The sequence below is a fragment of the Shewanella marinintestina genome (assembly GCF_023283845.1).
Taxonomy (GTDB): domain Bacteria; phylum Pseudomonadota; class Gammaproteobacteria; order Enterobacterales; family Shewanellaceae; genus Shewanella; species Shewanella marinintestina.
This window is the reverse complement of the sequence record NZ_JAKILC010000020.1, coordinates 52,031-65,281: the sequence shown is the minus strand read 5'-3', so window position 1 is coordinate 65,281 and position 13,251 is coordinate 52,031. Positions and strand designations below refer to the sequence as shown.

Annotated in this window: 8 protein-coding genes; 5 read left to right on the top strand and 3 right to left on the bottom strand. The window is 43.3% G+C overall.

Annotated features, from left to right (window positions below; translation table 11 throughout):
- The first annotated feature begins 80 nt into the window (after nt 1–80).
- The gene (locus L2747_RS18265) at nt 81–665 is read left to right on the top strand and encodes a Yip1 family protein (protein WP_249000437.1); all 585 of its coding nucleotides are present in this window, start codon (nt 81–83) and stop codon (nt 663–665) included.
- Nucleotides 666–798: 133 nt separating this feature from the next.
- Here L2747_RS18265 and glnS read toward each other — a convergent pair whose 3' ends face one another.
- From glnS to L2747_RS18250, 3 genes are all read right to left on the bottom strand, one after another.
- The gene (gene glnS / locus L2747_RS18260) at nt 799–2,469 is read right to left on the bottom strand and encodes a glutamine--tRNA ligase (RefSeq protein ID WP_249000436.1); all 1,671 of its coding nucleotides are present in this window, start codon (nt 2,467–2,469) and stop codon (nt 799–801) included.
- A gap of 182 nt (nt 2,470–2,651) precedes the next feature.
- On the bottom strand, nt 2,652–4,946 hold the full coding sequence (gene feoB, locus L2747_RS18255; protein ID WP_249000435.1) for a Fe(2+) transporter permease subunit FeoB: 2,295 nt from the start codon (nt 4,944–4,946) through the stop codon (nt 2,652–2,654).
- Nucleotides 4,939–5,178 (bottom strand): FeoA family protein, encoded by a 240-nt coding sequence (locus L2747_RS18250; protein ID WP_220760411.1) that lies wholly within the window; start codon nt 5,176–5,178, stop codon nt 4,939–4,941. Before L2747_RS18250 ends, feoB begins: the two co-directional genes overlap by 8 nt.
- Before the next feature lie 497 nt (nt 5,179–5,675).
- Between L2747_RS18250 and L2747_RS18245 the strand changes: the two genes are divergently transcribed.
- The 4 genes from L2747_RS18245 to L2747_RS18230 all read left to right on the top strand — a co-directional run bounded on the left by L2747_RS18245 (nt 5,676) and on the right by L2747_RS18230 (nt 13,010).
- Nucleotides 5,676–6,578, top strand: coding sequence for a DmsE family decaheme c-type cytochrome (locus L2747_RS18245; RefSeq protein WP_371986884.1), 903 nt, complete (start codon nt 5,676–5,678; stop codon nt 6,576–6,578).
- A gap of 15 nt (nt 6,579–6,593) precedes the next feature.
- The gene (locus L2747_RS18240) at nt 6,594–8,705 is read left to right on the top strand and encodes an MtrB/PioB family decaheme-associated outer membrane protein (RefSeq protein ID WP_249000433.1); all 2,112 of its coding nucleotides are present in this window, start codon (nt 6,594–6,596) and stop codon (nt 8,703–8,705) included.
- Between the two features lie 201 nt (nt 8,706–8,906).
- Nucleotides 8,907–10,763 (top strand): OmcA/MtrC family decaheme c-type cytochrome, encoded by a 1,857-nt coding sequence (locus L2747_RS18235; RefSeq protein WP_428848540.1) that lies wholly within the window; start codon nt 8,907–8,909, stop codon nt 10,761–10,763.
- 87 nt (nt 10,764–10,850) lie between these two features.
- Nucleotides 10,851–13,010, top strand: a complete 2,160-nt coding sequence (locus tag L2747_RS18230) for an OmcA/MtrC family decaheme c-type cytochrome (RefSeq protein WP_428848538.1) — start codon at nt 10,851–10,853, stop codon at nt 13,008–13,010.
- The last annotated feature ends 241 nt before the right edge of the window (nt 13,011–13,251 follow it).

Here is a 13,251-nt window from a genome sequence, read left to right as displayed (position 1 = left end):
CCTTAGAGCTGTAACAAGTTCGTCTGCAGTTTGGCGAGCCAAATTAATATAAAAGCTAAAAGCCAACGAGGATAACTATAATGATATTGAATCACTTAATGGGGCTATACACTCATCCAAAAGAAGAGTGGCACACAATTGAAAAAAACCACGAAGCGCTGCGCAGTAGCTTAAGCCATATTGTCATCATTGCACTAATACCTGCCATTTGTGCATTCATTGGTACCTCACAAATTGGTTGGGACTTAGGAGTTGGAGAGCGTCAGTTCCTAACAACTGAAAGCGCTATGATCATGTCTACTGGAATGTATTTTGGGCTATTCGCCCTCGCCTATCTTGCTTTTTGGATGGCTAAAACCTTTGATGCAAAACCTAGCTATACCCAAGCACTCGAACTCGCGGCTTATACCGCAACGCCATTGTTTATGGTCGGCTTATCGGCTTTATACCCAACGCTGTGGTTTATTATGGTTGTCGGCCTTGCTGGCCTAGCATACTCGGTTTACCTGCTTTATACAGGCGTGCCGATTATTATGAATATACCTGAAGAAAAAGGCTTTATTTACGCAAGCTCTGTAGTAACAGCAGGTTTAGTGTTGTTAGTTGGCCTAATGGCTTCAAGCGTTATTCTGTGGAGTGTGGGTTTTGGCCCTATGTATCAGTAATACCGCTTTGTCTGTTTAGTAAGCTAAAACCAAGCAAATAATATAAGTGACTAAAATGAAAGCAAGAAAAAGCCGACGTAATGTCGGCTTTTTTAGTACTCATGCTTTATGGCTAGCATCAGTTAAATTAAGCTTACTCGAAAGAATCTCTTAATGGCACGGTTAGGTTAAATACTAACGCGTCTGAAGTAGAGTCTTTACTATCAGCACAGAAGTAACCTTCACGCTCAAACTGATAAGCTTTTTCAGCTTCGGCATTCACAAGACTTGCTTCAACTAAACCATGCTTAATCGTTAGTGAATGTGGGTTTAGTACCTCATCAACAGATTCAGCTGCTGCTGGATTCGGATCGCTGAACAATCTTTCATACATACGCAGCTCAGCAGGTTTTGCAGTTGTAGCTTCAACCCAGTGAATAACACCTTTCACTTTACGACCATCGCTTGGATTTTTACCCAAAGTCTCGTCATCATAAGTACAGAAGATAGTGGTGATATTGCCATCAGCATCTTTCTCGCAGCGTTCAGCTTTGATCACGTATGCATTACGCAAACGTACTTCTTTGCCTTGCACTAAACGTTTGTACTTCTTATTTGCTTCTTCGCGGAAGTCATCAGCATCAATAAACAGCTCACGACCAAAAGATAGCTCACGCTTGCCCATCTCTTCCTTGCTAGGATGATTTGCCGCGTTGATAATTTCAACTTGGCCTTCAGGGTAGTTTTCGATAACCACTTTAACTGGGTTAATCACTGCCATCGCACGTGGTGCGAAGTCATTTAGCTCTTCACGGATACAAGCATCAAGCATGGCCACTTCAACCATGTTATCTTGCTTAGTCACGCCAATACGCTTACAAAACTCACGAATAGAAGCTGCTGTATAACCACGACGACGGTAGCCCGCGATTGTAGGCATACGTGCGTCATCCCAACCTGTTACCAAGTTGCGAACCACTAAGTCGTTTAGCTTACGCTTAGACATTAATGTGTATTCAAGGTTAAGTCTTGAAAACTCATACTGACGTGTTCTGTTTGGCGCTTGGAAATCATCTAAATGATCTAACACCCAGTCATACAATCTACGGTTATCTTGGAATTCAAGGGTACATAGAGAATGAGTGATGTTTTCAATCGCATCAGAAATACAGTGAGTGAAATCGTACATTGGGTAAATGCACCATTTGTCAGCTGTTTGATGATGGTGAGCAAAACGAATGCGGTAGATGATTGGATCACGCATACACATAAATGGTGATGCCATATCAATCTTAGCGCGCAGTGAACACTCACCTTCTTTGAACTCACCTAAACGCATTTTTTCAAATAGCGCTAAGTTTTCTTCAGGTGTGGTGTCACGGAATGGGCTGTTTTTACCTGGCTCTTTAAGCGTGCCACGGTATTCACGCGTTTCGTCACCATTTAAGAAACATACATAAGCTAAGCCTTTGTTGATTAATTCAACGGCGTACTGATGTAGTTGGTCAAAGTAATTTGACGAATAACGAATGTCACCATCCCACTGAAAACCGAGCCACTGCACATCAGCCTGAATAGAATTAACGTAGTCGATATCTTCTTTTTCAGGGTTGGTATCATCAAAACGTAAGTTACATTGACCTTTGTAGTCTTGTGCAATGCCAAAGTTTAGGCAGATAGACTTAGCGTGGCCGATGTGAAGAAAGCCGTTTGGTTCTGGCGGAAAACGAGTTTGAACACTCGAATGCTTACCCGTGGCTAGATCTTCATCTATGATATTACGTATGAAGTTACTAGGACGTACTTCAGTGTCCACATGACTCATGGAAATCCTCTTTGCGAACGATGATTAAAAACTAAAAACGCATAATCCTACAGTTTCTGTAAAGGATCAACGATTGCGGCTTAAAAACCTACTCTACTGGCTATAGCATAAGCATATATAGCGCAAAAAGCAGCGAATTATCGCTGCTTTTTATTACTTGATAACAGTATACGCTATTCGCGTTATTCCGTAATCACTTTAATGCCTGGAATGATAGTCTGGGTTTTCTTACCCTTTCTCTTAAGCCAAACATAAAATACCACTAGCGCCACAGTAAAGAAACCAATCCAAAGGCTTGATTGCAATGGATGCTGTGCAAACGTTGCCGCTTGGTAGAACACTGTCGCTACACCGTAAGCTAACCCAAATGTCCATAGGCCTGCAAATGCTGCCCAACGACCACCAAACTCGTTAACTAATGCGCCCATTGCCGCTACACATGGCGTGTAGAGTAAAACAAACAGTAGGTAAGCAAATGCTGCTGTGACACCGGCGAAACCAGCTTGCAGTGCGCCGAAGGTAGAGGTATCAACTTCTAATTCTTCCGATGCAGTTTCTACAGATGATACATCGCCCACAGAGATTGAAAGTGGATCTTCAGGTGCAATACCAAATAGGTTCTCAGGAATCGTGCCTAGCGCTTCTGTTAGCGTTTCACTAAATGGTGCTAGTTCTTCATCACCCGCACCGCCATCTGAATATAGGCTGTTCAAAGTACCAACTACGGCTTCTTTAGCAAAAATACCGGTAATAATACCAACCGTTGCAGGCCAGTTATCTTGCTCTACACCCATTGGTGAGAACAACGGTGTCACTTTTTGGCTTGCAACACTCAGTACTGACTCAGAGCTGTCTTCATGACCGAATGAGCCATCAATACCAATCGCGTTAACAAAGTTTAGCAAAGTCACCACAATAACAATGGTTTTACCCGCGCCCATGATAAAGCTCTTAGTACGCTTACCAGTGCGCGCCATTACCGTTTTGAACTTTGGCTTTTCGTAGCTTGGTAGTTCCATTACTACCGCACTGCTTGAGCCTGGTAATAATGTGTTACGAAGTAATAAACCTGTACCAATCGCGGCAAAAATACCAATGATATACAGCAAGAATACTAAGTTCTGGCCCGACTCAGGGAAGAAAGCTGCTGCAAATAATGCATAAACTGGCAAACGTGCACCACAAGACATAAACGGCGCCATCATACCGGTCACAATGCGCTCACGCTCACTGCCTAGCGTACGCGTTGCCATAATGGCTGGCACTGAACAACCAAAGCCGACAATCATAGGCACAAAGGCACGGCCCGGCAGACCAATACGGCGCATCAAGCCATCAACCACAAACGCTGCTCGGGCCATGTAGCCTGAACCTTCAAGTACGGAAAGAGCCAAAAACAAGGCTGCGATAACCGGAATAAAGGTCGCAACGGTTTGAATACCTTGGCCAACACCACCAGCAATAATAGTGACCAACCATGTTGGTGAACCTAGGCTCGTCATAAACGCGCCTAAGTGATCAACAAACAAAGCACCAGCGGTAATATCGAAGAAGTCGATAAACGAGCTGCCCACGTTAATACTGAACATGAACATCAAATACATAACAAACAAGAAAACCGGAATACCAGCAACAGGGTGCAGCACGATTTTATCAAGCTTGTCGGTAAAGGTTTCACGGTTATCGCTATCAACAGAACCCGTAAACACGCGCTCAACAAAATCAAATCGCGTTGTCGCAACCATGATTTCGATATCTTTGCCTTGGCTAGATAACGCTTGCGAGTATTGCTCGACTTCGCTAGCCATTTGGCTGTTTTTACACTTACCACAGCCTAAACCATTAGCTAGCATAGCTAATGCACGGCCACGGCTTAAAGAATCATCTTGAGCGAGTAAATTGGTTACACCTGATTCAATTTCAGTGTCGTACGCTAAAACCAGTGGTGCTTCAGAGACTTTTCCGTCAAGTAGCGCGACGAATTGCTGTTTGACCTTTTCAATATCTTTCTCTTCACGAGAGCACACAGCAATAACAGGGCAACCGAGCTCTTGGCTCATCTTGTTCACGTCAATCTTGATACCACGCTCAAGCGCCGCATCAATCTTGTTCAGCACAACGACTAACGGAATCCCCAACTCACGTAATTGAATCGTAAGATACAAATGGCGCTCAATATTAGTAGCATCAACAAGGTTAATTATGCCGTCAATTTCTTGTTCTGCTAGGTACTGCTGAGCAATCTGCTCATCTAAAGAACAATCACAGCTATTGCCAGCAGGTAGAAGATCATAAATACCCGGTAAGTCAGTTAAGAATACGTCGCTACCTTGTAAAGCAAAGTGGCCCGTCTTTTTCTCAACAGTTACACCAGACCAGTTACCGACTTGTTGGTTAGAGCCGGTAAGTGCATTAAATAGCGTAGATTTACCCGCGTTTGGGTTACCTACTGTGACACAGTTAAATTGTTTAGCCATTCGCTTTTTCAACCTCAATAATATCTGCTAAATCGCGACGCATACATAATTTACTGCCACGGATATCTAACTCAACACCTGAGCCCATCGGCGCTCTGCGGATCAATGAGAATCGAGTATTAGGGGTGATCCCCATCGAAAGGAGTTTGCGTTTAACTACGGCTGGTAAGTCAATTTGACCTACTTGAGAAATTCTGGCGATATCGCCCGGATTCAATTCACTTAACTTCATTGTGCATTCCACCTATTTACAGGCCCCGACTCTCTTTGAAATTAGTGTTGATTCTAAAGGAGGCAAAAGAGTAATAACTTTACCTAGATCAACATTTGGGCTTGTAAACGATAATAATTTTCAATTGTGTTCGCTATTATGTGATAAATCTCTCAACTAATAAACGCTTCTCTAAAAGATAAATGGCATCTGACAGAACCCACTTACTGATAATGGTTATTATTTACACTACCAATTTGTTAACAATAAAAATTCATTCATAGACTAAAGTCTAAACACCATACTAAATCGCTTTAAAATCAGCCTGCTTTTATTATAAATACCCCACTTTTGTTATGGAATTGTCACCAAAACTCGCTATGATTAAATATTAGTAATTTACAAAACTGCTAATATTAAATTATCAAAAATATCGTTATTAAAGCGAATGGGATGAGATGATGAACAAGAACACCGGATGGTTCTCTGGCAAAATTGCGCGTGGCTTATTATCAGCAATGTTAATTATTAGCTTCAACGTGTTTGCCGCCCCTTGGGACGACCAAGATCCACAGGAAGTTGAAGCGATACTCGATAAAAAGTTTGCTGAGGGGAAATACTCTCCTAAAGGCGCTGATTCCTGCCTAATGTGTCATAGGCGAAGTGAAACAGTCATGGCACTGTTTGATGGTATACACGGCAGTGATGCTCAAGGGTCTCCAATGCAAGATCTGCAATGCGAAGCTTGCCATGGTCCTCAAGGCAACCATAACCGCGGTGGCAAAGAGCCAATGATTACCTTCGGCGCCAACTCCCCCGTTCCTGCCGAAAAACAAAATAGCGTTTGTATGAGTTGCCATAACGATGATAATCGCATGGCTTGGCAAGGTAATCACCATGATAACGCAGATGTCAGCTGTGCAGATTGCCACCAAGTACATACTGGGCATGATCCCATCGCAGACAAGAACACCGAAGTCGCCGTTTGTACTAGTTGCCACACCCAGCAAAAAGCCGATATTAATAAACGTTCAGCTCATCCCTTAAAATGGCAGCAAATGGTTTGTAGTGATTGCCATAACCCCCACGGAAGTTTAGCCGACGCCAACCTAAAACAAATGAGCGTTAATGAAAATTGCTATTCCTGCCATGCAGAAAAGCGCGGCCCTAAGCTCTGGGAACATGCCCCCGTCACCGACAATTGTGCTACATGCCATAATCCACACGGAAGTGTTAATGAAGCAATGCTAATCACTAAGCCGCCAATGTTATGTCAGCAGTGTCATGCATCGGTTGGCCACACATCAAATGCTGTTTTTGGGGGCAACCCTAATGCCTTCAATGCAGGTCAAAGCTGTATGAATTGCCATAACCAAGTTCATGGCTCAAATCATCCGTCAGGCAAACTACTGCAACGCTAACAAGGAGTGGCCGTTATGTTTGTACACAAAAAAAACACTACACAACTCACTATGCTAGCGCTAGCAATAAGCGCCAGTGTTTCACCCGTATTTGCTGAAGGCTACGGCTTACAAAATGCCAATAGAGAAAAAGCCAACACCTCTAAGTGGGAGTGTAAACGCTGTGTTATCGAGACGGGCTTTAATGGCAGCGTAGGTGTAGGCGCGGCATATAATGACATCGATGATATTCATTTTGCTAATGCCAGTGGAACCGATAGCGATGGACTTGTTGGTCATCTTGATGCCGACCTAAACAATAAGTCAGACTCAGGTTATCAAACTACTTTTGTAGCCAACAAACTTGGCTATGACATAGGCAGTGCCCGCTTAGAAACAGGCCGTATTGGGCAGTACAAAATTGGTATCGGCTATCGTGGACTGGCCCATTACAATACCAATAACGCATTAACTCCCTATTCCAGCTCGGGTGACAACCTATATTTACCCTCAAATTGGCAAACTGGAGCGGTCACTTCACAAATGCCGACCTTGTATGACGATGCTAGAAATGTTGAATTAAAAACTCAACGAGATAGATATTTACTCGATGCAGTCTATAAAGGCAGCTTTTATCAAGCAGACATTAATTATCAACATGAAAAGCGACAAGGTAAGCGCACCTTCTCTGGTAACTTCCTAACTAATAGTGCCATGTTAGCTCAACCAATCGACGACACGACAGACGAGTTTGGTGCAAAAATCTATTTTAACGGTAAAGGTTGGTTAATTGGTATTGATTCCAGCTTTAGTCAGTACAGTAACGACCACAACTCTATGATTTGGCAAAATGCATTTACCCCAACCTTTGGCGCAGCATATCGTGGCCAAAGTGCGGTTGCACCAGACAACAAAGCCTATCGAGTTGGTGCCAATGCGCAACTTAGTGGAAATGGACATCAAGTCTTGATGTACCTTGGTGTTGCAAGTTTTACTCAAGATGATGCATTTTTACCTGCAACAGTCAACGGCCCAAGCCCTGCACTACCTAAAGCAAGTTTAGATGGCAAAGTTGATACAACTGACATGAAACTCAAATACAATAGCCGTGTATTACGTGGGCTAAATATTAGAGCAAGTTATGATTACTCTGATAAAGATAACAAAACAGCAATTAACCCTTACCCTCAGGTTATAACCGATAGCTATTATGCGGGTACAGCTAATAACCCAGAATATGATAGAACCAAGCAGCAGGTAAAATTAGCAGCGAAATACCGCTTTAATCGAGAGATATACCTAGATGCAGGCTATCAATACGATCACAATGATTATAGTGATTTAGACAGAGACAGACTGCGCCAGAATGGTGTGTTTGCCAAAGTGAATTACAAAATATCCTCTGATTGGTCAACCTGGTTAAAAGCAGAGTTCAGTGACCGAACAGGCAGCGCCTATAACCCAATAACAACCACAAATAGCCAGAGTAACCCATACCTTAGAAAATCCTATTTAGCAGACAGAGAGCGTCAGCAATATCAGCTTAACGTAAGTTACAGCTCAGCCACAGCATTGTCAGCCAGTGCAAATGTTCGAGTCAGCAGCGATGATTACGACGATACATTAGTAGGTCTTACGCAAGTTGATACCCATGGTTACGATATCTCTGCTAGCTATCTGTTAAGTGATGACATCATTATCAATGCGTACCTCAATCAAGATTGGCGTGATAGCGACCAAGCAGGCAGCAGTAATTTTGGGTTACCAAATTGGTATGTAAACACAGACGAAAAATCAACTTTAGTTGGCGCTGGAATCGACTACCGTCACCTGTTAGATAAGAAGTTAGATCTTGGCCTAGAGTATTCATATTCAGACGGCCAAAGCGACACCGAAGTCACTCAAGGCCTAAGTTCACCGTACGGTGATTACTTCTCAGAAAAACACAACATTAACGCCTTCGCCAAATATCAATTGGACGAAAAAATAGCGTTACGCCTTGATTGGATTTTTGAGAATTATCAAGACTCAGATTGGTTAAATCAAGGGCTAGCACTTGATGCAATTCCTAACGTTTTAATCTTTGGCGATATGAGCAGCGACTATAACGCTCACTATGTTGGTTTCACCTTTAGTTATGAACTTTAGCCGTTGAACCGTTACATCGATTAGTCGTGCCAATAAAACGGAATTGAGGACATCAAATTGAATAAGATCAAATCGCAAAGCATTAAATCGAAGGGTATCGATATGAAAAAAATCGCGTTTGCACAGATAGTTAGTAGTGCTATAGCCAAAAGTATCAATATAACCGTAAAAAAAGCATTAGCGCTTCTAGCACTTGTTACCATGTTGGCCGCATGTGGTGGAGATGATGGTTCACCAGGCAACCCAGGTGAACCAGGCGGCCCCCCAGCCGATGAAATCAATGCACTGAATATCACCATTAGAGAAGTCGTTTTCGAATCAGGCATTGCTACCGTTAATTACCGCATTACTAATGAAACCGATGATCCCGTGGTAGGTATTCCTTCAGCCACTTACCTTGCTGCGCAATTATTACCTCAAGGTTTTACCAATGCAGGTAATGCTAGCCAATGGCAATACTTTACCTCCGAATCCTGTAATAGCAGCTGCGATGGAGAGTTTATTGACCATAAAAATGGTCAATATAGCTATACGTTCAGTGGCGCATTTAATGGTATGAACAATATTGCCTTTATGCCCGGTGCGACACAGCGCATTGTGATAAAAGTCGGTGGCGACAATCTACCAGATGGCACAGATTTGCCTATCACCAACCAACATTATGACTGGCAAGATCAAGGCAGCGAACCCGCTTATACACGAAACCTAATAGATATGAGTACCTGTAATACCTGTCATAACGATCTCTCATTTCATGGTAGTAAATATAATGAAGTTGAAACCTGTGTTACTTGCCATAATGTAGATAAGGTAAGTAACCCGGGTAATGTATTCGCACCTATGGTACATAACAAGCACCTTACCGGCTTTCCAGTACCACTTACAGATTGCCAAACGTGTCATGTTGCCGATGAAACATTAACCGAAAACATGAATTGGGCGCGCGTGCCAACAATGGAAGCTTGTGGTAGCTGCCACACCAATATTGACTTCCCTTCAGGCCAAGGCCATCCAGCTCAAGTTGATAACAGTAATTGTGTTGCTTGCCATAACTCAGACTGGACCATGAGCGCGCACAGCCAAGCCAATACAGATGCAGTTCTTGGGCAGTTTAATGCAGAAATTGTCAGTGCTGAACTGGATGGTGATAGCGTTAATTTTTCAGTACGACTGTCAAACCCTGCTACCAATGAAGTCTATGCTGATAGTGCAGACAAACTTACCTTTATTAACGACCTTCGCGTATATGCAAATTTTGGTATTAGCGTTGACTACACAACCCGCAGTGCGAAATCAATCAAGTTGCAAGATACAACACCAATATCGGGTAGTAATGGGGTTTACCACTATCAAATTAGCGGGCTAACTTTGAGTGCAGATCCTGTAAATGATAAAGGTGCTCTTGCATTACAAGGAAAGCTTTGTAGTGATCAGACAATGCTAGCTAATTGCGCCGACTCTGACTCAACCACAACGCTAAAGTCTAGTCACCAGTACTTTAGCGCCACAGCACTAACAGACCAAGGCCGAAGAGTCGTTGTAACCAACGAAACCTGTGGTAGTTGTCATGGCGACCAACAACTGAACTACCATGGAACACGCAACGATCTTGAGGGGCAATGTCAGTTATGTCATAACCCCAATATGCAAGCTGATGCAAGTGCTGCAAATCCTGCAGCTTCTACTGCAGACTATAAGCATCTAGCTCATACCTTGCACGCAGGTTCTCGTGAAAGCTATCCTGATATTAACTATCCTGGCAATATCGGCAATTGCGCACAATGCCATACGACCAATGATTCAGGCGTATTAACTGCAGCCCTTCCTCTAAATAATGCCGTCCAGCCCCTAGCATTTAATGATGGCACATTTACCAGCGCGACATCAGCCATTTGTAGTGCCTGCCATCTAAACGATAGCGCCATGGCGCATATGACCCAGCAAGGTGGAGTATTTAAAGGCACCGAAGCCGATGCTACAGCAGGCACTGAAAGTTGCCACACCTGTCACGGGCAAGATGCTGCGGTCGATGTGTTAAAAGTCCACCCAATACAATAAAAATAGGGCCTAATAATTAATATTAGGCCTAACTCGATTTAAATGATGAGCAACAGTTTGTGAAGTAAAACAATTCGCGACATAAGAATGGAACGCAAAATTATGGATAAGATAAATCGACACTTAAAACTGAGTTTACTGGCATTAACAGCCTCAGCCATGTTGTTTGGTTGTAGCGACGGTGATGATGGAGCCGACGGTAAAGACGGGGTTGTTGGCGTCAATATTGACTCAGCCACCAGTATTCAGGCGCAATTTACTGAAGCCACAATCACTGATGGTGTAGTTAAAGTAGATTTTAACTTAGAAAATGCCAACGGCGTTGCGATACTAGGCTTAAATAAAGACTACGACCTGCGCTTTGGCATAGCTCAACTGGCTCAAGTAAGCGAAACGATTGACGATGTAGAATATAACCGTGGTTTTCAATGGCAGGCTTATATTAATGCATTAAAAGAGCCTGGTACGCCTCCAGATGACACAAGCGATCTCAACCCATCTCCTCAATACCAGGCCAATGTTGAGGCCGCAAGTAACTGCGATGATTGCTTAGTCGATAATGGCGACGGTAGCTATAGCTACACGTTCCAACAAAACATTGCCGATGTGACAGAGCCTTTAACAATCACCTATGGCGAAGATAATACCCAAAGAGCCACTTTAGAACTAAAGTTGCCACAAGCGACCGCAAATGCCCACCATGATTGGCAACCTTCTACTGGCGCCACAACGGATATTCAAACCCGTAATGTAGTGAGCATCGCCGCATGTTATACCTGTCATCAACCAGAAAGCCTTGCTCTACATGGCGGACGTCGTATTGCTCTTGAAAATTGTGCAAGCTGTCATACCGCCACATCTGGTGACCCAGAAAGTGGTAATAGCATCGAATACACTTATATGATCCACGCTATCCATAAAGGTCAAGACCGTGAAACTAGTACGCCAGATGGTTTGGTACCAGCCCCTTATAAAGTCGTAGGTTATGGCGGCAGCGTACATGACTATGGCAAAGTTATGTTCCCACAAAAACCCGCTGCAAATTGCGCCTCTTGCCATGTAGAGGGAGAAGGTGCACCAGCCAATGCCGATTTATTTAAGGCCGATCTAAGCAACACAGCTTGTGTCAGTTGTCACACTGAAAAGCCATCACAATCTCATAGCAGTACAAATTGTGTATCTTGTCATAACTCTACAGACACCTATCGTGGTACTGGCAGCGCAGAAAAGCGTCACGGCGATGTGCTTAAAGCTTATATTGATGCTGAAGCAATGGGTGTGATGTTCAGTAATATCGGCCTAGACCCTATGGGTAAATTGCAGTTCGATGTGCAAGTGACTGATGCTAGTGGTATTGCCGTAGATAGCGAATTTATCAAACAAAGCACAAGAGTCATTGTTGCTTGGGACAGCGATAAAGACTTCCCAGCATACTCCGATGCGTCTTACAGCAATCGCCGCTTTAAACTTGAAGATGGCACTTATGATACAGCAACGAAAACCTTTACTATTGTTGCTGATACCTTCGATATGCCAACGGATGCAACCGGTAAAACTTTTGAGCTATGGTCAACTATCGAGGTTTGTTTCAACAATGGTGGCTACGCTGTTGAAGAAATAAAAATGACAGCCTGCTCTGACTCGACGCGTTCAGTGGCAGTTAAAGAAGCACCTTATCACTTTGTTTGGTCAGGTAGCGGCAATGATGACACTATGCAAGCTGCTATGCGTCGCTCAATTATTGATGCCGCTAAATGCCAAAGCTGTCATAACCAAGAAAACTATCATTACAACAATGGTTACAACTGTCAGACCTGCCATACTTCTGATAAAACAACCAAAACTGATGATAGTTACCCTGGGGGTAAAAAACCGACTAGTTATGCCTTTAAAGCTCACGAAGCAGACGGTCATTACCTGAAATATGCCGGAGTGCAATCTGGTACGGTATTGAAAACAGATTGTGCAACCTGCCATACCTCTGACGGTATTCAGTTAGGGCGAGCGAGCGACCGCGTATGGCGCTACGGTGATAAAGAGACTGGAGCGGATATTTGGGTATCATCAGATACGGGTACATGCTTAAGTTGTCACCAAAAGTACTTAAGTGACTCAGGTGCTAACCATATTGTTGCTAACGGCGGTATTTTAGATGGCATGAGTGCAGATGACGTTAAAACTCGTTCAGCAGAAGCTTGTTCTACTTGCCATAGTCCCGCGCAGTTAATACAGGTCCACGGTAACTAAACCCGATAATAGAGAAATGCCGTAAAGGCATTCAGTTATTACACCTAAAAGAGGCTTCGGCCTCTTTTTTATTACCTTAGCTATCTAGAACTTAAGCGATAGAGAGCCACCATCAACGAACTCAACATACAACCACACAAGAAATTACTAAACAAAAACCATCAAAGATCTTATAAGCAACATTTGACCGCGAAAAGTGTGAACATAAAGTTAAATTAACCATAAAAAACACCACAGAAAC

What these genes read in the sequence shown, in the direction of transcription:
- L2747_RS18265 (WP_249000437.1), top strand. Translation starts at nt 81, where the DNA reads ATGATATTGAATCACTTAATGGGGCTATACACTCATCCAAAAGAAGAG.
- glnS (WP_249000436.1), bottom strand. Translation starts at nt 2,469, where the DNA reads ATGAGTCATGTGGACACTGAAGTACGTCCTAGTAACTTCATACGTAAT.
- feoB (WP_249000435.1), bottom strand. Translation starts at nt 4,946, where the DNA reads ATGGCTAAACAATTTAACTGTGTCACAGTAGGTAACCCAAACGCGGGT.
- L2747_RS18250 (WP_220760411.1), bottom strand. Translation starts at nt 5,178, where the DNA reads ATGAAGTTAAGTGAATTGAATCCGGGCGATATCGCCAGAATTTCTCAA.
- L2747_RS18245 (WP_371986884.1), top strand. Translation starts at nt 5,676, where the DNA reads ATGTTAATTATTAGCTTCAACGTGTTTGCCGCCCCTTGGGACGACCAA.
- L2747_RS18240 (WP_249000433.1), top strand. Translation starts at nt 6,594, where the DNA reads ATGTTTGTACACAAAAAAAACACTACACAACTCACTATGCTAGCGCTA.
- L2747_RS18235 (WP_428848540.1), top strand. Translation starts at nt 8,907, where the DNA reads ATGTTGGCCGCATGTGGTGGAGATGATGGTTCACCAGGCAACCCAGGT.
- L2747_RS18230 (WP_428848538.1), top strand. Translation starts at nt 10,851, where the DNA reads ATGGAACGCAAAATTATGGATAAGATAAATCGACACTTAAAACTGAGT.